Origin of the sequence: Gordonia sp. (in: high G+C Gram-positive bacteria) (genome assembly GCF_020438995.1) — a bacterium.
GTDB lineage: Bacteria > Actinomycetota > Actinomycetes > Mycobacteriales > Mycobacteriaceae > Gordonia.
Window position 1 is genome coordinate 80,450 of sequence record NZ_JAGQTN010000275.1, and the last position, 18,093, is coordinate 98,542.

Below are 18,093 nucleotides of genomic sequence, written 5' to 3' on the forward strand. Positions count from 1 at the left end.
ACAACTACGTAACCGTAACTTACGATTGCGTAAGTTACGGTTACGTAGTCGATGGGTTTGGAGATAGACGGAAACGATGGCGATCACTGACATCCCCGAGTACGCGCACCTGTCCGAGTCGGACATCGAGGCGCTGTGCGTGGAGCTCGACGCGATCCGGGCGGACATCGAGGCCGACCGCGGCGAGCGCGACGCGCGCTATCTGCGCAATACGATCCGCTTCCAGCGAGGACTCGAACTCGCCGGGCGCGTACTGATCGCCGGTTCCACCAAGCGGTCACTCTGGTGGGCCGGCGCGTCGACGCTCGGCGTCGCCAAGATCGTCGAGAATATGGAACTCGGCCACAACGTGATGCACGGGCAGTGGGACTGGATGAACGACCCGGAGGTGCACTCCACCTCCTGGGAATGGGACATCACCGGCCCGTCGGCGCACTGGAAGCACACCCACAACTACATCCATCACAAGTACACCAACGTGCTCGGGATGGACGATGATGTGGGCTACGGCGTCCTGCGCGTGACCCGCGACCAGCGGTGGCGCCCCTACTACCTCGGCAACATCGTCTACAACACGCTCCTGGCGTTGCTGTTCCAGTGGGGTGTGGCCGTGCAGCACCTCGAGCTGGGCCGCAAGCGCAAGACCCCCGAGGCCAAGGCCGAGCTGCGGCGCGATCTGGCCGAGGTCGGCGCGAAGGCCGGCCGGCAGGTGGCCAAGGACTACGTGGTGTACCCGGCGCTCGTCGCGGCCACCACCGGCACCAAGGTCGGCCGTCGCCGGGCCTTCGCCAAGGCCGCCACGGCGAATGCGATGGCCAATGTCATCCGCAATGTGTGGACCAACGCGGTCATCTTCTGCGGGCACTTCCCCGACGGCGCCGAGAAGTTCACCAAGCAGGACGTCGACTCCGAGACCCAAGGTGAGTGGTACCTGCGGCAGATGCTCGGCAGCGCCAACTTCCGGTGCGGTCCGGTGCTGGCGTTTATGAGCGGCAACCTTTCGTACCAGATCGAGCACCATATCTTCCCGGACCTGCCGAGCAACCGGCTCGCCGAGATCTCCGTGCGGGTGCAGGCACTCTGCGACAAGTACGACCTGCCCTACACCACCGGCTCGTTCCTGCTGCAGTACCTCAAGTCGTGGCGCACCATCGCCAAGCTGTCGCTTCCGGACAAGTACCTGACGGCGACCCGCGACGACGCCCCTGAAACCGCCTCCGAGAAGCGGTTCGAGGGCGAGTTCCCCGAGGGTGTGCGCCTGCACAGCACCATCGATCCGGCCACCGGCCGCCGGCGCGGCCTTCGCTCGGCCATCGCCTCGCTGCGGGGCAAGGGCCGTAAATCGGAGGGCATCGTCACCAGGCAGGCCGCCTAGGGAGTGTCTGCCCAGCCGTCATAAACCCCACCGATACGCCGAGGCATCGACACTATTGTGATGCCTCGGCGTATCGGTGGGGTTCATGACAGGAGCCGTTGGGTGAGAGGAGGCTCGCAAGCCGGGCATCGAAGACTCAGGGCATACTTGTAGCAATGGCGATTTCCGATATCAACACCTACGCGCATCTCACCGATGCCGACGTCGAGGCTCTGGGACATGAACTCGACGCGATTCGTCGTGAGATCGAGGCGGACCGCGGTCTGCGTGACGTCCGGTACCTACACCGGACGATCAAGCTGCAGCGCTTCCTCGAACTCTCCGGGCGGGTCGTGCTGCTCGGCAGCAACCGCAGATCGCTGTGGCTGCTGGGGACCACCGCGCTCGGGCTGGCCAAGATCATCGAGAACATGGAACTCGGGCACAACGTGATGCACGGGCAATGGGACTGGATGAACGACCCCGAGGTCCATTCGACCACCTACGAGTGGGATATGGTGTGCGCGTCACCGCACTGGAAGCATTCCCACAATTACATTCATCACAAATACACCAACGTGCTCGGGATGGACGACGACGTGGGCTACAAGGTTCTGCGCGTCACCCGCGACGAACCGTGGGCACCGCGGCGGCTATTTCAGCCGATCTCCAACCTCGTGCTCGCCTCCACCTTCGAATGGGGTATCGGCCTGCACGATATCGGCCTCCGTGAGATCATCGACGGTGAAAAGCCGAAGGACGTGGGTATTCCGCAGCTGAAGCTGTTCGGGCGCAAGATCATTCGTCAGGTCGGCAAGGACTACGTACTTTATCCCGCGCTGACCGGACCCAATTTCTTCCACACGCTCACCGCCAATGCCACCGCAAATCTGATCCGCAATCTGTGGGCGTACGTGGTGATCTTCTGTGGCCATTTCCCCGACGGTGCCGAGAAATTCACGATCGACACTCTAGAACACGAGACGCAGGGTCAGTGGTATCTGCGGCAGATGCTCGGCAGTGCCAATTTTCATGCCGGTCCGGTGATGGCGTTCATGTCGGGCAACCTGTGCTACCAGATCGAACATCACCTTTTCCCCGATCTGCCGAGCAACCGGCTCGCCGAGATCTCGGTGCGGGTTCAGCAACTGTGCGAGAAGTACGACCTGCCCTACACCACCGGATCACTGCCGGTGCAGTACCTCAAGACGCTGCGCACCATCAACAAGCTCGCGCTGCCCGACCAGATGCTGCACGACACCGCCGACGACGCCCCCGAAACCGCGTCCGAGCGGCGCTTCGCCGCGCTCCCGAAGCCGCAGGGGCTGCGGATATCCGGCGGACTCAAGACGGCGATCGCGCAATCGCGTGAGCAGCGCAGGCAGCGCAAGGTCCGGAGGTAGCGGCGCTCCCGCGGGTGGGTAGGCTGGCCCGATGGGATCCGAGACCGTGGCAACCGTCCGTGATGCGATGCTGGAGCGCGTCTCCTGGCCCAAGGTGACCGACGACGCCCCCGACCACGACGAGCTCGTCGGCCTGGTCGCCGCGGCCGGCCGGGTCGCAGATCATGCAGGTCTCACGCCGTGGCGGCTGATCGAGTTGCGCGAGGACGACAGGGTTCGGCTCGGCGCCGCGTTCACCGAGGTCCTCGGTCACGACGGATCGGCGGACAAGCCGCTGCGCGCCCCGCTGCTCATCGCGATCGTGTCCAGCACCAAACCCCACCCCAAGGTTCCCGACTGGGAACAGGAAGCGGTGGCCGCCGGCGTCGGCCACGCGTTGAGCCTGCTGCTCGACGAAGCCGGCTACGGCGTCATCTGGCGCACCGGACCGTTCACCCACGCCGAACCCGTCGCCCGCCTACATGGCCTCGGCGAGAACGAAAAACTCCTCGGCTGGCTCTATGTCGGTGGCAAGCCCGACATGGCTCGTGCCGGCCACCCCGTCGACGCCGAACAGTTTCTCACCCGCCTGCCGGTATAGGCGGATCGGCTTCGGGATCGTCGGCGTGCTGCGTGCCCGAGGTGACCGCGATCAGCAATTGACGCACCGCCATCGCCCGGCGCAGCGAATGGCCCGACAACGCGTCGAGCGCGCATTCCGGGTCGGCCGGCGGGCCGAGATGTGAACAGCCACGCGGGCATTCGTCGATGGTGTCGCGCAGGTCGGCGAACGCGTCGACGATGTCGTCGGGGCCCACGTGGGCCAGCCCGAAGGACCGGATTCCAGGTGTGTCTACGACCCAGCCGTCACATTTCCCCGTCGCTTCGCTCGCCCCGTTTCCGTCCGGCAGTGGCAGGGCCACCGACTGGGTGGAGGTGTGCCGTCCCTTGCCGACTCCGGATACCACTCCGGTGGCCCGATCTGCCTCGGGGACAAGACGATTCACCAGCGTCGACTTGCCGACGCCGGAATGCCCGATCAGTGCGGTGATCTTCCCGGACAGTATCGCGGTCACCTCGGTGAGATCGTCGTCGCGGCCGGCGATGACCACCGGCAGATCCAGATCGGCGAATGCCGCGGCGAAGTCGGCCGGATCGGCCAGATCCGACTTGGTCAGACACAGGATCGGTGACAGTCCACCCACGTACGCGGCGGCCAGGGCACGTTCGACGAAACCGGTGCGCGGTGGCGGATCGGCCAGCGCCGTCACGATCAGCAGTTGATCGGCATTGGCGACGACGATCCGCTCATATGGATCGGTGTCGTCTGCAGTGCGCCGCAACACCGTCGAGCGATCGGCAACCTTCACGATCCGGGCGAGCGTGTCCTTGCGGCCCGTCAGGTCGCCGACGACGCCGACCTGATCGCCCACGACCACCGGTGTTCGGCCCAACTCGCGTGCCCGCATCGCCACCACCCGGCGGTCGGGGTCGCCGCCGATCACACACCCCCAGCGGCCCCGGTCCACCGACACCACCATCGCCTCGGCTGCATCATCATGTGCCGGACGGGTTTTCGTCCTCGGCCGACTGCCCTTGCCCGGCCGCACCCGAACATCGGACTCGTCGTAACTGGTCGCTGCTCGCCTCATTTCGCGGCTCGCGTCGAGGTTGAGGTGGTTGCGTCAGGTTCGAAAGGTCGCCGGACCCTTCGCGACCCTCGCTCCTTCGTCGCATCGGCCTCAGGGATCAAGATGTGTGGTTGGCTTGTTGTGGCTTTGGCCTCAGGGATCAAGATGTGTGGTTGGCTTGTTGTGGCTTTGGCCTCAGGGATCAAGATGCGTGGTTGCCTTGTTGCGGGTTTGGGCTTGAGGCGGCGTGACGGGCGTCTTGATCCCTGAGGAGCTGTCGGGCGAGCTTGCGAGCCGACTGCGACGCGTTGGGTCCGGTGAGATGGGGCTCCCAACGGCTGTACGACGGTCCTTGGAGAGATCAAGCGGCGCCTGCGATCATCTGGTGCCACATGGCGGGGAAGTCGGGGAGGGTTTTGGCGGTGGTCTCGATGTCGTCGACGTCGACATCGTCGGTGACCAGGCCGATGAGCGCGCCGGCGGTGGCCATGCGGTGATCGGCGTACGAGAGCCAGTGGCCACCGTGCAGCGGTGCGGGCTCGATGCGCAGGCCGTCGTCGGTTTCGGTGACCTTGCCGCCGAGCCGGTTGATCTCGGTGGCCAGCGCCTCCAGCCGGTTGGTTTCATGCCCGCGCAGGTGCGCAATCCCCGAGAGCACCGACGTGCCGTCGGCCAGGGCCGCTAGGGCCGCGATGGTCGGGGTCAGTTCGCCGATGTCGTGCAGGTCGATACTGATGGGGGACAGTCGGTCCGGGCCGTCCACCGTCAGCAGACCGCCGGAAAGCGTTACTTCACAACCCATGTCGCGCAGCACGTCGGTGATCTGGGCACCCGGCTGGGTGGTCACGGCGGGCCAGTATGGAACGGTGACGGTCCCACCGGTGGCAGCGGCGGCCGCCAAAAACGCTGCGGCATTGGACAAATCGGGTTCGATAACCCAGTCGACGGCCTTGATCGGCCCGGGCGCCACCCGCCACGTGTTGGCTTCGGAGGTGTCCACCGCCACCCCGGCAGTCCTGAGCATGTCGACGGTCATGTCGATGTGCGGCGTCGACGGCACCGGCTTGCCCACATGATGCACGGTGACACCGTCGTCGAACCTCGGCGCCGACAGCAGCAGCCCCGACACGAATTGCGACGACGCCGATGCGTCGATGGTCACCGCGCCACCGGCGGCGCGGCCGGTGCCGTTGACCGTGAACGGCAGCGCGTCGCCATCGACGTCCACCCCCAGCACCCGCAATGCGCCGAGGATCGTCGACTGCGGCCGGGATCGTGCCTGCTCGTCGGCGTCGAAGCGGACCGGTCCGTCGGCGAACGCGGCGACCGGCGGCAGGAATCGCATGACCGTGCCGGCGAGACCGCAGTACACGTCGGCGCCGTGCAGCGGGGCAGGGGTCAGGGTGACGGTCGTGGGGGTCTCACCCGACTCGATGTCCACCCCCAGCGCCGCGAGCGCGCCGAGCATGAGGTCGGTGTCGCGGCTGCGCAGTACCCCGCGCACCGTCGAGGGCCCGTCGGCCAGTGCCGCCAGGATCAGGGCGCGATTGGTGATGGACTTGGATCCGGGCAACTCGACGGTCGCCGTCACCGGCCCGGTGACCCTGGGGGCACGCCATACTGTCATTCGTTCAGTCTGTCATCACCGGGTATTCCGCTACGTCCGCAGGTCGCGGCGCAGCGGATGGTCCTCGGGGATCTCGACGACGATCAGCGTGCGGCCGTCGGGGTCGGCGATGTGCATCTCGATCAGGCCCCACGGTTCGGTGACCGGTTCGCGGGTCACGGTCACGCCGGCGTCGCGCAGTTGCTTCTCGGTGCCTGCGATGTCACGGACCTGCAACCACAGTGCCGCCCCGGACGTGCCGACCTGTTCGGCCGACATGTGTCCGGGCACCTCGATGAACCCGGACCCGGCGTGGAAGACGATCCCGCCGGGATACTCGCGGGCCACCGCGAGGCCGAGCTGGTCGCGGTAGAACCGTTGCAACCGAACCGGGTCGGGCGAGCGCAGCAGGACCCGACTGATCAGGACCTCCATCCGCTCACCTGCCCTCGGTGGCGCCACCGCTGCCACCCACGGCATGGCCCCGGTCGATGGGTGCCGACGTGCGCGCGGCATCGTAGATCGCCTTCTCCCGGGTGATGCGATCCGTCTCACCGATCGGCTTGGCGTCGCCGAATGCGAACGGCGACTCCTGCTCGTAGGTGTGCGGAACGTCCGGGTCGGGTTCGGGCGCGGGCTGGGGATGATCTGAGCTGGACATACCTTCCACGATAGGCGTCACTGGCTGCCGCGTTTGGAGAAGTCGCCGTGGGTGTAGCCGTCCCACTTCTCGAACAGCCGCAACACCTTCGGATCACCGAGGCTCTTGATCCAGTCGCACAGTTCCTTGGGTGCCGACGGGTTGGTGACGATGAACGGGTGCAGACCCTCGTCCCGTTGCGCCAGGTACCGCAAGGTCTCCTCGGTGGTCGCCGGGTCGGCGGCCAGCAGTGCGTCGCGGGGGTCGAACGCCGGGCCGCGCGGGGCGTCGGAGGCCGACGGCGCGACATCGATCTCGCCGGTGTTGTGGTAGTCGACAGGGTCGATCGAGGTGGATTTGGTGTTGAGCAACAGGTTCAGGATGATCGCGCACAGTGCGCCCGCCGAGATGCCCGAGTGGAAGATGGTCTGGAACCAGTCCGGGAACTGGTGGTACAGGTCCAGTTTCACGTTCACCGGCTCGTCACCGGAACGGTCGGTGTAGTACAGGCTCGCCTCGGTCAGCAATGCCACACCGATCGAGATGGCCACCACCAGGATGTTGGTGTTGTTGAACTTGACCTTGGACAGGGTCCGGATGCCGCTGGCCGCGACCATGCCGAACAGTGCGACACCGGCGCCGCCGAGCACCGGCTGCGGGATGCCCTCGACGATCGCGCCCATCTTGGGTAGCAGACCGAAGATCACCAGGATGGCGCCGGCGCACGTCGCGACGTGCCGGGTCCGCACGCCGGTGATGGCCACCAGACCGACGTTCTGCGCGAACGCGGTGTACGGGAACGTGTTGAACACGCCGCCGAGGACGGTGCCCAGTCCGTCGGCGCGCATACCGTCGGCAAGTTTCTGCGGGGTGATCTTCTTGTCGACGATCTCGCCGACGGCGACGATGTCGCCGGTGGTCTCGGTCATGATCACGATGGCGACGATGATCATCGAGATGATGGCGCTGAGCTGGAACTCGGGCAGACCGAACTGGAACGGCTGGGGAATGCCGACCCAGGCGTTCTCGCCGACGGCATCCCAGTTGGGCAGGCCGAACGGAATGGAGATCAGGGTGCCGATGATCAGGCCGAGCAGCACCGACACCCGGCGGATCGAGTCGGGCGCAAACCGTTCGATGGCCAGGATGATGACCAGCGTGCCGAAACCGAACGCGATCGCCTTGGGCTCACCGAAGTCCTCGCCCTTGGCGGTTCCGCCGCCGAACCAGCCGGCCGCCACCCGCATCAGTGACACACCGATGATCACGATGATGGTGCCGGTCACCAGCGGCGGGAAGAATCTGACCAGCTTTCCGATGACCGGAGCCATGACGATCATGAAGACACCCGAGGCGATCACCGCGCCGTAGATGGCGGTGATGCCGTGGCTGGTGCCGATGGTGATCATCGGGCCGACGGCCGCGAACGTCACACCCTGCATCAGCGGCAGTCGCACACCGAATCGCCAGAATCCGACCGACTGGATCAGCGTGGCGATGCCGGCCACGAACAGGTCGGCCATGATGAGGTGGACGATGTCGCCCTCTTCGAGCTGGCCGGCGCTGACCATCGCGCCGCCGACGATGAGCGGAACCGCCACCGCGCCCGCGTACATCGCGAGGACATGCTGCAAGCCGAGCGGGAACAGTTTGATGAACGGGGGGATCTCGTCAACGGGATGCGGGGTCGCTTTGCCGTTTTTGATCATGTCGAGGACAGCCATGGGAATGGTGTACGGCCGCGTTGTTTCGGCCGCACCGCTCGCACGTGACGTCGGTGTTTCCCGCGGAATATATTGCCCGCGGGCGCGTCGCACCGTCGGCGACCATGACTGGCAGACCCGGGTGATAGGGTGTTTGACCATTCCGGGATGCGGCGATGAGCAGTGGCGATCCGCTGTCCCCTGACCGGTAGACGGCGCACGACGCAGGGCATGCGGACGCATGACGGGACCTGACAGACGGCAACCTGACAGATGACCCTGAGATATGACAGAGCGGAGCAGCCGTGCAGATGACCGATGCCTTTGACCTCGACTGGGCGGGTCTGCGCCGTATTCCGCAGCAGGCACGCAGCCGCGAGCGGCTGATGCAGGTGCTGGCCGCGGCCGACCGCATCCTCGTCGCCGAAGGCCCGGCGGTGCTGACCACCACCCGCGTCGCCGAGGAGGCGGGCGTGTCGGTGGCCTCGCTGTACCAGTATCTGCCCGACCGGGACGCGATCATCGAGACCCTGGCCGAAACCTATCTGCATCGTCTGGAGAACCGGATGAACGGGCTGCTCCGGTCGGCGGGTCAGCGGACGTGGTCCGATCCGGTCGGAATCCTGTTCGACGCGTTCGTCGACGCCTACCGCTCCGAGGACGGCTTCCGGGCGTTGTGGTTCAGCCGGTCGCTGACGGATGCGACGCAGGCGGCCGACCGAGAACACAAGCGGCGGATGGCCGAGATGCTGCGCCAGATCCTGATGCAGCAGGGCATCCCGGATTCGCTGCGGCTCGACGTGGTGGCCCGGTCGGCGCATCTGGTGGCAGACACCATGCTGCAGGAGGCTTTTCGTACGGATCCCGACGGCGATGCGGCGCTGATCGAGGAGGCCAAGACGATCCTGCGCGGCTACCTGCGTGAATACCTGGCCACAGCGGAGTTGTAAGACGGTGTCATGCGGTGGATCCGAGCCAGGTCCTGGCTCGGATCCACCGCACAGTCACCGGTGCAGAAACGGCTCGATGAGGCCGGGTGAGATCTCGGCGGCCAGTGCGCTTGCGTCGTCGCCGTGGATGTCGACGATGCGGTAGGCCTCGGTGCCGGCGGCGCTGGCCGCGACCAGGGTGACCAGCCCCTGACGACGCTGGAACCACGACGCGCGTACCGACCAGCCGATGATGCCGTCGTCGTGCAGCAGGTAGCGTTGCCGGGCGGCTGTCGGCGGTGCGATCACGAGTGAGTGGTCGGTGAGCCGGTGGCCGAGGTTGCGATAGCGCAGTTCGCCGAGCGCGGCGCCCGCGCACGCCAGCACCACGAGGCCGGTGATGGCCACTGTGAGCGGTAGCCATCCCAGCGCCCACGCGATGAGCGGGATCACTGATACGGCCAAGGCACTCGCGACGGTGCGGGTGATGCGGCGGCGCCGAGCGGCCGGTGGGTGCGGTTTCAGCGCTCCATGATCGCCAGGTCGATCTGGAATGGTGTGTTGCGGCGGGAATTGGGCGGCATCACCGCCTGCTCCGAACACCGCCCGGCCGACGCGTCCGACCACTTCGGTGGGTGTCAGGGGCAGTAGTAGCGGCTGCTTGTCCGCACCGGTCGCGATGGCATGCAACCGGGCCCCTCGTAACGGCCGCATCAGCGGTGGCTCGTGAATGCGGATGCCGCGGATCCGCTTCTCATCCAGTGTCGTCGACGTGGTGGTGAGTAGGCCTCGTCGTATTCGGAGCGTGCCGTCGCGATGCCGGGACAGCAGGAAATGACCGAACTCGAACAGGTAGGACAGCACCGACGCCGCGGCTCCGAAGACGATGACCGCGACTGCGATGCTCACTGTGAGAGATATCGACAGGTCGCTGGGCAGATCCCACGACCCCGACCTTTCCTCGTCCGGCCGGGCGACTTCATAGGCCAGTCGCGCACCGATCATGAGAGCCGCCGCGGCGACGGTGAAGCCGAGGTTCGAGAACGCCGCGAAACGCAACCAGCGCGGTTCGAAACCGGCGAGGGGGACAGCGACGTCCGGGGCTTGGCCGTTATCGGGGCTGTCGGGGTCGGCGGTGTCGGGGGCGGCGGGTGTTCCGGTGGGCATGAGATAGTCGCGCAGCGCGATCGCGTATTGCTTGCGGACGCAGTACAGCACCACCGCTGACGACGACGCGTCGGCACCGGTTCTGATTGTCACCGTTTCCAGGCCGAGCACGCGGTTCAGCGGTGACGCGGTGGTCTCGACGCTGCGGATGCGGTCGCGGCGCGCGGTGGCCGCTTTGCGCCTGATCACGCCGCTGCGGACCCGGACGTGCTGGTCGGTGACCTGGTAGGTGGTGGCCAGCCATATCGGCACCGCGGCGACCACCGCGGCCAGTGCTCCCACGACAATGGGCACGATGCCGGGAATGCCCAGGAAAAGACTGGCCAGGCCGACGACGACGCCGAGAAACTGGGGTACCCGCCCGGGCGTCTCCTCGAGCATCATCCAGGCGGACAGACGATGCCAGTCGCCCGGGCCGTCGACCCGGGGTGTCTGCGGATCAGGTTGCGTCACCGGTGTGCCTCGCAGTGGCGATGGTGAGGTCGGCGGCCACCTGCGCGGCGGCCGCCGCATCGAGTCCGGCGATCCGGATGGTGCCGGCGGACGACGCGGTCGTCACGGTCACCGTGGCCAGTTTCAGGAGTTGTTCGAGCGGACCCGCTTCGGTGTCGACCACCTGGATTCGGGCGATCGGGATGATCACGGCGTGTCGGTTGAACCAGCCGGACTGGGTATAGACGGCGTCGGCGGACACCTCCCACCGATGGAATCGGTACCGCCACGCGGGCACCACCGCGACGAAGAAGGCGAGAACCAGGACCGCGGCAGCCAGCGTCAGGATCGGTATCCACCAGAACTCACCGGAGAATGCCGCCGCGATCAGCGCGCCGATCGCCACCGGCGCGGCAACGATCAGCGGAACGATCCGCCACAGAGTCTTGGCCCGCGGATCGACCCGGTGGGCCGGTTCCCGCAGGCTCGGGTGCACCGGGGATGTCGGTGTGGTTTCCATCACACACCATTATGGCGTCAGGAAGGGCGACTCCCGTGTCGCCCGTAGGGATGATCCCGCACGACCCCGACGCCCAGATTCGTCCTACATGGCGTTCCGTGAGGCACTATTCCATCGCGGAACGCCATGTCACCGGAAATTGTCCGGGTCAGCTGATGGTGATGCCGCCGTCTACGGGGATGGTCTGGCCGACTACGTAGCCGGCGGCGGGGGAGGCGAGCCAGATGGCGGTGGCGGCCAACTCCTCGGGGTCGCCGGTGCGTTGAAGGACGATGCGGGTGTTCTGGGCTTCGAGGTAGCCGGGCGGGTAGGCGTCGGTCATCTCGCTGGCGAAGAAGCCGGGGGCGATCGCGTTGACGCGGATGCCCTTCCGGTGTCCCCACTGCTGGGCCAGGTCGCGGGTCAGGCCGATCACGCCGGCCTTGCTGGAGGCGTACGCGGCCTGCGGGAGGCCGGCGGTTGTGATGCCCAGGACGCTGGCGATGTTGACGATCGCGCTGCCCGGCTTCATGATTCGGCCGCACGACTGGGCCATCCAGTAGCTGCCGTTCAGGTTCAGGTCGACGACCTGCCGGAACTGGTCGGGGGTTTCGCGGGTCGCCGGCACCGCGGTGCCCACGCCGGCGTTGTTGATCAGGATGTCGACGTGGCCGAACTCGGCCATCGCGGCGTCGACGACGGCCTGGCACTGCTCGGGATCGGTCACATCGGTCTGCACCGGCAGAGCCTTGCGGCCGGCGGCCTCGACGAGTTTGGCGGTGTCGGCGAGCTTCTCGACGCGCCGGGCGGCGAGCACCACGTCGGCGCCGGCCTCGGCGAATCCCTTCGCGAACGCGACGCCGAGACCCGACGAGGCGCCGGTCACGATCACGACCTTGTCGGTGAGGGAGAACCTGTCCAGAATTGTCATTGTGTCGGTTGACCTTTCGGGGTGTGGTGGATCAGAACCAGTCGGGTGAGGCGTCGAGGGTGGTGCGGTCTCCCGCGGCCACCAGATCGAACATCGGTCCCGTCTTGGGCAGCTCGTACCTGAAGAAGTATTGCGTCGCGGCTCGCTTGCCGTCGTAGAAATCGCCTTCTTTGCCCGCGGCGGCAAGGAATTGTTCCAGCCACAGCCAGGCCAGGACGGTGTGTCCGGTGGCCTCCAGGAACGCGGTGGCGTTGGCGAGCGCGACGGCAGGATCGCCGGCGGCCCACGCGGCCATGACGGTGGCGGGGATCCGGTCGGCGCTGGCGCGCAGCGTGGCGGCGTAACCGGCGGCGTCGCCTCCGGCGGCGGTGGCCCGCTCGATGGTCTCGGTGATGGTCTCGACCAGCGCCCGCAGCCCGGCGCCACCCTTCATCGTGAACTTGCGGCCCAGCAGGTCGATGGCCTGCACACCGTGCGTGCCCTCGTGAATCGGGTTGAGCCGGTTGTCGCGGTAGCACTGCTCGACGTCGAACTCCTTGGTGTACCCGTAGCCGCCGAGCACCTGGATCGCCAGATCGTTGGCGGTCAGGCACCACTGCGACGGCCAGCTCTTACTGATCGGCGTGATGACGTCGAGAAGCAGTGCGGCACGGGCGCGTTCGTCGTCATCGGTGGCGGTCGCGGCGCGGTCGACCAGGGTCGACGACCAAAGTCCTAGCGCCAGACCGCCTTCCACGTACGACTTCTGCGCCAGCAGCATCCGCTTGACGTCGGGATGTTCGATGATCGCCACTGGCTTGGACGCGGGATCCTTCGAGTCGACGGGACGGCCCTGCACGCGGGTCTTGGCGTACTCCAGCGACTGCAGGTAGCCGGCGTAACCGATTGCGGTGGCCAGGAATCCGACCCCGATCCGGGCCTCGTTCATCATGTGGAACATGTAGAACAGCCCCTTGTGCTCCTCACCCACGAGGTAGCCGACCGCACCGGATTCGTCGCCGACGGGGAAGGTGCCGTCACCGAAGTTGAGCAGGGTGTTGGTGGTGCCGCGCTGGCCCATCTTGTGATTCAGGCCCACCAGAGCGACGTCGTTGCGGGTGCCGTCTTGCAGGACCTTCGGCACGATGAACAGCGAGATGCCCTTGACACCCGGTCCGCCGCCCGGCGCCTTGGCCAGCACCAGATGCACGATGTTCTCGCCGAGTTCGTGATCGCCGGCCGAGATCCACATCTTGGTGCCCGACACCCGGTAGGTGCCGTCGCCGACGGGGGTGGCCTTGGTGGTGATGTCCGACAGCGACGATCCGGCGCCCGGCTCCGACAGGCACATCGTGCCGAAGTAGCGGCCTTCGAGCATCGGGCGCACCCACGTGTCGATCTGCTCGGGGGTGCCGTACTCGGCGAGCAGGTTGGCGTTGCCGACGGTCAGGAACGTGTACGACGACATCGCCGGGTTGGCGGCCTGGAACCAGGTCATCGCCGCCTGGTGGACGGTGGAGGGCAGGCTGCCGCCGTCGAGTTCCTCACCGAACGGTCCGGCGATCAGTCCGGCGGCGAGGAACTCGCGTACGCCGTCGGCGGTGGCGTCGGGCAGGACCACCTTGCCGTCGTCGCCGACATAGGGCTCGTTCTGGTCCAGGAGCTTGTTGAACGGCGCGTACTTCTTGATCGCGATGTCCTGCGCCAGGTCCAGGACGGCGTCGAAGGTGTCCTTCGAGTGGTCGGCGTAGCGCTGCGCCTTGGTGAACTGCTCGACATCGAGCCACTCGTACAGCAGGAAGTCGAGGTCGCGGCGGGAGATCGGGTCGGCCATGAAAACTCTCCTCGGGAGGATCTTGCGTCAACTAAGCGATCGCTCATAAAATGAGCACTCGCTTATGATGCACCTCACGACGGCTCCGGTCAATCACGACCCGGACGCAAGGTGCGCGTGGATCGCCGAGGGAGGCGCGATGGGACAGCTCGACGTGGAGGCCGCGTATGCGGCGCCGCTGGTTTCGGACTCGCCGGCGGCCACCAGGATGCGCCGGGCCGCGGTGGAGATGTTCGCCCGCGACGGCTTCGGCGGTACGTCGACCCGGCAGATCGCCAAACATCTCAACCTGAGCCCGGCCGCGATGTACCCGCACTACAAGTCCAAGGAAGAGCTGCTGTACGCGATCGCGGTAGACGGGCACGGGCAGATCCTGGACGAGTTGCGCTCGGTTGATGCGGATACAGCAGGGGGTCCCGAGCAACGTCTGCAAGCGGTGGTCGCCGCGTTCGCCTGCTGGCAGGCCCGCCACCACGAACACGCCAAGGTGGTGCAGTACGAGTTGCACGCGCTGGCGCCCGAGCACTACCGGGTCGTGGCCGCGATGCGCCGAGACACCGTCGACATCATCGAAACTATTGTCCGGCAAGGAATCCGGGACGGGGTGTTCACCGTCGAGCATCCTGACGACGCGGTACTGGCCATCTCTTCCCTCTGCGTCGACGTCTGCCGTTGGTTCCCGAGCCGGACTCACTCAGATCCGGTCGCGCTCGGCACCGCTTACGCGGAGCTTGCCCTGCGCATGGTGACGTGACCGGACAAAAACCGCCCCCCACAGGTCCGACGCTCGCGATAGGGCATCGAGCACGCCGTGACGGGCGGTTCTTGTCGGTACAGTCGCAAGTATGCAGATCAGGGGAGTGGACCCGGCGTCGGTCGTGGATAAGCTGCGCGATCCGGGACTGATGGACAAGCTGCGGCGGCGCGAGATCATCTACCTGATCGCACCGTCGGGGTACCCCAATTACGGGGATGAGCTGATCGCCCGCGCCTGGCTGCGGTACCTCTCCAAGGAACGGCCTCGGGCGACGGTGGTGCTGGACTGCCATTCACCCGGTCAGGCGACGCTGCTGTTCCGGGGCATCCATCCGCGCACGATCTTCGTCGACACGATCTGGAAGCTCACCGTGCACGCCGGCGGATTGTCGGGGGATGTGGACGGTACCGACGGCCTCGATCCGGACCGACCGTGGGAATGGGTGGCGTCGGCAGCCACCGAGTTCGGGCACGCGCCGGGCCTGGCCGAAGGCGTCGACCTGTTTCGGCGGGCGGCGTCGGTGCACCTGCTCGGCGGCGGTTACGTTAACAACGTGTGGCCCTACCAGGTTTCGCTGGTGTCGGCGGCCGCCGCGCTCGCCCGATCCACCGGCGCACGTGCGTACGCGACCGGGCTGGGACTGATGCCGACCGTCGACGAGCCTGCGCTGGCGGCGCTGCGCGATGCGGCGGGTGCTTTCAGCCTGTTCGACGTGCGGGACACCGCGTCGGCGGCGGCACTGGGCGACGACGCACGACTCGGCGGCGACGACGCCTGGCTCGCGTGGGGTGAACGGCGACTGCTCAGCCGACGGCCCAAACCCGTGTCCGGCGGGGTCACGCTGTGTATCCAGGCCGATCTCACCGACGATTTTGCGGCCTTCGGGCAGACCGGCGTCGATGCCCTCGCCGAGGTGGTGCGCCGTACGCTCGACTCCTGGGACGTGCCCGGGTCGGCAGTGACCGTGGTGGAAGGTATTCCGGGTAAGGACATGACAGTTCCGGTGAAACTCGCTGACCGACTTAAGGGTTCGACGTCGGTGTCGTTCCTCGACATCTGGCGGCGCGGGCTGCCCGCCGGGCGTGGCGACACCTGGATCAGCACCCGCTTCCACCCGCACCTGATCGCCGCTGCGGCAGGCGATTCCGGTGTCGCACTGGTGCCCCGGCCCGACTACTACGCCACCAAACACTCCTCGCTCGCCGACATCGGTTCCCGTTGGACGATCGCCGACGACCCCGAACAGATCCCGGACCGGCCCACCGCCGGCGGTTTCACCGCCGCCGACCGCCTCCGCGCCGTAGACGCCAAACGCGCGTTGGCGGCGGAATTGTACGGCCGCAAACGGATTCGGGGTTAGCGGCGAGTTCGAGGTGGGTGCGTGAGGTGTCGAAAGGTCACCTGACCCAACGCGTCCCTCGCTCCTGCGTCGCGTCGGCCTCAGGGATCAAGATGGTGGTTTGATCGTGTGTCGCGTCGGGCTTGGGGTCGAGATGGTGGTTTGATCGTGTGTCGCGTCGGGCTTGGGGTCGAGATGGTGGTTAGTTTCTGTGTTGTGTCGCCTCGGGGGTCAGGATGGTGGCCGGATTCTGTGCGCTTTGACTTCGGGTTCGAGGTGGTGGTTGCGTTGGAACGGTTTTGGGGTGGGGGACGCTTCTTGATCCCTGAGGGCGATGCGAGGAACGAGCGAGCGTCTCGAAGGGTCCGGTGAGGTGAGGCTCTCAACGGGTGAACCGGGCTAGCCGGGAGATACCTTCGGCCAGTTCAGATTTGCCGACCGAATAGGAGAGGCGGACGAACCGCTCCGCTCCGGCGACGCCGAAATCCTTTCCGGGAGTGAGGGCCACGTGTGCCTCGGTGAGGGCGCGGTCGCAGAACTCGGAGGCGGTCATGCCGGTGGAACCCACGTCGATGTAAACGTAGAACGCACCGTCGGGGACGACCGGGACGTCGAGCCCGATCTCGGCCAGGCCGTCGAGGACGAGTTTGCGGCGCTCCCGGAACTCCGTGCGACGCGCCTCGGCGACGGCCAGCGACTCGGGGGAGAAACACGTCAGCGCCGCGAATTGTGACGGCGTGGGTGGGCATATGTAGTAGTTCTGCTCCAGCCGCTCGAACACCTCCACGAGGCCGTCGGGAACGATCGCCCAGCCCAGCCGCCACCCGGTCAACCCGAAGTATTTCGAAAAGCTGTTGATCACAATCGCTTCCGGGTCGGAGGCGAGTACGCTGCGCGGTGGCAGCCCGCCATCTCCGTCGGCCAGGCCGAGGTAGATCTCATCGATGATCCGCCAGCCTCCGCGGGAGCGGGCGACGTCACAGATCGCGGCCAGCTCGTCCGCGGGTACCGATGTTCCGGTCGGATTGGACGGCGACGCCACCATCACGCCCCGCGTCGCCTCCGACCACGCCGTCGATACGCCGTCCGCGGTGAGCTGGAACCTGTCGGCCGCGGTGGTCGGGATCAATCGCACCGTGCCGCCGAAACTTTCGGCGAACTGCCGGTTGCACGGATACGACGGATCGGCGATCAGCACCTCGTCGCCCGGGTCGACGAGCGCCGCGCACGCCATCAGCAGTGCTGCCGACGCACCCGACGTGACCACCACCCGCCGCGCCGGCACCTCACACCGGAAATGTTCGGAGTAGAACCGGGCGATTGCCTCCCGCAACGCGGGCAACCCGAGGGCGTCGGTGTAGGGGAGCGGCCGGCCGTCGCACAGCTCACGCGCGGCGGCCAGGAACTCCGGCGGTGCCCCGAAGTCGGGTTCGCCGATGTTGAACCGGATCACGTCGTGTCCGTCGGCGATCAGTTCGGCCGCCCGCCGCCCGTACTCCATCGCATAGAACGGACTGATCGCCGAGGCACGACGCGAAATCCTCATGCGGGCGATTGTGTCAGGTCGGGGCCGTACCCTGATTTAACCCCCAAACCCGCGTCTCAGGGTGTTGCCGGCGGCGGCGTACCGGCATCGTGGAGTCATGAACACATCAACGCAATTCAACACATCCACCGGTGGTGGCCTGGGCTTCTGGAAGATCCTCGCCATCATCGCCGTCATCCTCATCGCCTGCGCGGTGATCGTCCCGATCCTCAAGGGGCTGTTCTGGGTCGCGCTCATCGGACTCGCCCTGTACGGCGGATTCATGCTCTTCGGCAAGTCCGGTCAGTAGCATCGGGACAACCGACTCTTGGAGGTAGGCACGTATGTTGGCACTGGGATTCTTCGGCTGGATCATCATCGGCGG

Annotated in this window: 17 protein-coding genes; 7 read left to right on the forward strand and 10 right to left on the reverse strand. The window is 66.6% G+C overall.

What is annotated here, in order from left to right:
* Window positions 1-76: 76 nt before the first annotated feature.
* The 3 genes from KDB67_RS19765 (at window position 77) to KDB67_RS19775 (ending at window position 3,337) form a co-directional block, all read left to right on the forward strand.
* Window positions 77-1,375 carry a fatty acid desaturase gene (locus tag KDB67_RS19765; protein WP_291019629.1) on the forward strand — a complete coding sequence of 433 codons (1,299 nt, stop codon included), beginning with the start codon at window positions 77-79 and terminating at the stop codon, window positions 1,373-1,375.
* 155 nt (window positions 1,376-1,530) lie between these two features.
* A complete protein-coding gene (locus KDB67_RS19770; RefSeq protein ID WP_291019633.1) occupies window positions 1,531-2,757 on the forward strand; it encodes an acyl-CoA desaturase in 1,227 nt (408 codons plus the stop codon).
* A gap of 31 nt (window positions 2,758-2,788) precedes the next feature.
* Window positions 2,789-3,337, forward strand: a complete 549-nt coding sequence (locus tag KDB67_RS19775; RefSeq protein WP_291019635.1) for a nitroreductase family protein — start codon at window positions 2,789-2,791, stop codon at window positions 3,335-3,337.
* On the opposite strand, the gene rsgA is transcribed toward KDB67_RS19775, so the two are convergent.
* From rsgA to KDB67_RS19800, 5 genes are all read right to left on the reverse strand, one after another.
* Window positions 3,318-4,388 (reverse strand): ribosome small subunit-dependent GTPase A, encoded by a 1,071-nt coding sequence (rsgA, locus tag KDB67_RS19780; protein ID WP_291019637.1) that lies wholly within the window; start codon window positions 4,386-4,388, stop codon window positions 3,318-3,320. The genes KDB67_RS19775 and rsgA overlap by 20 nt on opposite strands.
* Before the next feature lie 340 nt (window positions 4,389-4,728).
* Window positions 4,729-5,994: a 3-phosphoshikimate 1-carboxyvinyltransferase gene (gene aroA / locus KDB67_RS19785; RefSeq protein ID WP_291019638.1), complete on the reverse strand. Its 1,266-nt coding sequence runs from the start codon at window positions 5,992-5,994 to the stop codon at window positions 4,729-4,731.
* 30 nt (window positions 5,995-6,024) lie between these two features.
* The gene (locus KDB67_RS19790) at window positions 6,025-6,408 is read right to left on the reverse strand and encodes a VOC family protein (RefSeq protein WP_291019640.1); all 384 of its coding nucleotides are present in this window, start codon (window positions 6,406-6,408) and stop codon (window positions 6,025-6,027) included.
* A 4-nt stretch (window positions 6,409-6,412) separates the two neighbouring features.
* Window positions 6,413-6,634, reverse strand: coding sequence for a hypothetical protein (locus KDB67_RS19795; RefSeq protein WP_291019643.1), 222 nt, complete (start codon window positions 6,632-6,634; stop codon window positions 6,413-6,415).
* A 17-nt stretch (window positions 6,635-6,651) separates the two neighbouring features.
* The gene (locus tag KDB67_RS19800) at window positions 6,652-8,337 is read right to left on the reverse strand and encodes a nucleobase:cation symporter-2 family protein (RefSeq protein ID WP_291019646.1); all 1,686 of its coding nucleotides are present in this window, start codon (window positions 8,335-8,337) and stop codon (window positions 6,652-6,654) included.
* A gap of 290 nt (window positions 8,338-8,627) precedes the next feature.
* On the opposite strand from KDB67_RS19800, the gene KDB67_RS19805 reads away from it, so the two are divergent.
* The gene (locus tag KDB67_RS19805) at window positions 8,628-9,266 is read left to right on the forward strand and encodes a TetR/AcrR family transcriptional regulator (RefSeq protein ID WP_291019649.1); all 639 of its coding nucleotides are present in this window, start codon (window positions 8,628-8,630) and stop codon (window positions 9,264-9,266) included.
* A 54-nt stretch (window positions 9,267-9,320) separates the two neighbouring features.
* Here the strand turns inward: KDB67_RS19805 and KDB67_RS19810 are convergent, their stop codons facing one another.
* From KDB67_RS19810 to KDB67_RS19825, 4 genes are all read right to left on the reverse strand, one after another.
* Window positions 9,321-10,865, reverse strand: a complete 1,545-nt coding sequence (locus KDB67_RS19810; RefSeq protein WP_291019652.1) for a PH domain-containing protein — start codon at window positions 10,863-10,865, stop codon at window positions 9,321-9,323.
* On the reverse strand, window positions 10,852-11,364 hold the full coding sequence (locus KDB67_RS19815) for a PH domain-containing protein (RefSeq protein ID WP_291019655.1): 513 nt from the start codon (window positions 11,362-11,364) through the stop codon (window positions 10,852-10,854). Before KDB67_RS19815 ends, KDB67_RS19810 begins: the two co-directional genes overlap by 14 nt.
* 148 nt (window positions 11,365-11,512) lie before the next feature.
* Entirely contained in the window at window positions 11,513-12,274 is a 762-nt protein-coding gene (locus tag KDB67_RS19820) for an SDR family oxidoreductase (RefSeq protein WP_291019657.1), read from the reverse strand.
* Window positions 12,275-12,305: 31 nt separating this feature from the next.
* Complete coding sequence (locus KDB67_RS19825) at window positions 12,306-14,087, reverse strand: acyl-CoA dehydrogenase (RefSeq protein WP_291019659.1); 1,782 nt, start codon at window positions 14,085-14,087, stop codon at window positions 12,306-12,308.
* Window positions 14,088-14,226: 139 nt separating this feature from the next.
* Between KDB67_RS19825 and KDB67_RS19830 the strand changes: the two genes are divergently transcribed.
* Both KDB67_RS19830 and KDB67_RS19835 read left to right on the forward strand, forming a co-directional pair.
* Entirely contained in the window at window positions 14,227-14,841 is a 615-nt protein-coding gene (locus KDB67_RS19830; protein ID WP_291019661.1) for a TetR/AcrR family transcriptional regulator, read from the forward strand.
* 91 nt (window positions 14,842-14,932) lie between these two features.
* Window positions 14,933-16,204, forward strand: a complete 1,272-nt coding sequence (locus tag KDB67_RS19835; protein ID WP_291019663.1) for a polysaccharide pyruvyl transferase family protein — start codon at window positions 14,933-14,935, stop codon at window positions 16,202-16,204.
* Window positions 16,205-16,565: 361 nt separating this feature from the next.
* On the opposite strand, the gene KDB67_RS19840 is transcribed toward KDB67_RS19835, so the two are convergent.
* Complete coding sequence (locus KDB67_RS19840) at window positions 16,566-17,729, reverse strand: aminotransferase class I/II-fold pyridoxal phosphate-dependent enzyme (protein WP_291019665.1); 1,164 nt, start codon at window positions 17,727-17,729, stop codon at window positions 16,566-16,568.
* Between the two features lie 97 nt (window positions 17,730-17,826).
* On the opposite strand from KDB67_RS19840, the gene KDB67_RS19845 reads away from it, so the two are divergent.
* Window positions 17,827-18,018 (forward strand): hypothetical protein, encoded by a 192-nt coding sequence (locus KDB67_RS19845; protein ID WP_291019667.1) that lies wholly within the window; start codon window positions 17,827-17,829, stop codon window positions 18,016-18,018.
* Window positions 18,019-18,093: the final 75 nt, after the last annotated feature.

What these genes read in the sequence shown, in the direction of transcription:
- KDB67_RS19765 (WP_291019629.1), top strand. Translation starts at nt 77, where the DNA reads ATGGCGATCACTGACATCCCCGAGTACGCGCACCTGTCCGAGTCGGAC.
- KDB67_RS19770 (WP_291019633.1), top strand. Translation starts at nt 1,531, where the DNA reads ATGGCGATTTCCGATATCAACACCTACGCGCATCTCACCGATGCCGAC.
- KDB67_RS19775 (WP_291019635.1), top strand. Translation starts at nt 2,789, where the DNA reads ATGGGATCCGAGACCGTGGCAACCGTCCGTGATGCGATGCTGGAGCGC.
- rsgA (WP_291019637.1), bottom strand. Translation starts at nt 4,388, where the DNA reads ATGAGGCGAGCAGCGACCAGTTACGACGAGTCCGATGTTCGGGTGCGG.
- aroA (WP_291019638.1), bottom strand. Translation starts at nt 5,994, where the DNA reads ATGACAGTATGGCGTGCCCCCAGGGTCACCGGGCCGGTGACGGCGACC.
- KDB67_RS19790 (WP_291019640.1), bottom strand. Translation starts at nt 6,408, where the DNA reads ATGGAGGTCCTGATCAGTCGGGTCCTGCTGCGCTCGCCCGACCCGGTT.
- KDB67_RS19795 (WP_291019643.1), bottom strand. Translation starts at nt 6,634, where the DNA reads ATGTCCAGCTCAGATCATCCCCAGCCCGCGCCCGAACCCGACCCGGAC.
- KDB67_RS19800 (WP_291019646.1), bottom strand. Translation starts at nt 8,337, where the DNA reads ATGGCTGTCCTCGACATGATCAAAAACGGCAAAGCGACCCCGCATCCC.
- KDB67_RS19805 (WP_291019649.1), top strand. Translation starts at nt 8,628, where the DNA reads ATGACCGATGCCTTTGACCTCGACTGGGCGGGTCTGCGCCGTATTCCG.
- KDB67_RS19815 (WP_291019655.1), bottom strand. Translation starts at nt 11,364, where the DNA reads ATGGAAACCACACCGACATCCCCGGTGCACCCGAGCCTGCGGGAACCG.
- KDB67_RS19820 (WP_291019657.1), bottom strand. Translation starts at nt 12,274, where the DNA reads ATGACAATTCTGGACAGGTTCTCCCTCACCGACAAGGTCGTGATCGTG.
- KDB67_RS19825 (WP_291019659.1), bottom strand. Translation starts at nt 14,087, where the DNA reads ATGGCCGACCCGATCTCCCGCCGCGACCTCGACTTCCTGCTGTACGAG.
- KDB67_RS19830 (WP_291019661.1), top strand. Translation starts at nt 14,227, where the DNA reads ATGGGACAGCTCGACGTGGAGGCCGCGTATGCGGCGCCGCTGGTTTCG.
- KDB67_RS19835 (WP_291019663.1), top strand. Translation starts at nt 14,933, where the DNA reads ATGCAGATCAGGGGAGTGGACCCGGCGTCGGTCGTGGATAAGCTGCGC.
- KDB67_RS19840 (WP_291019665.1), bottom strand. Translation starts at nt 17,729, where the DNA reads ATGAGGATTTCGCGTCGTGCCTCGGCGATCAGTCCGTTCTATGCGATG.
- KDB67_RS19845 (WP_291019667.1), top strand. Translation starts at nt 17,827, where the DNA reads ATGAACACATCAACGCAATTCAACACATCCACCGGTGGTGGCCTGGGC.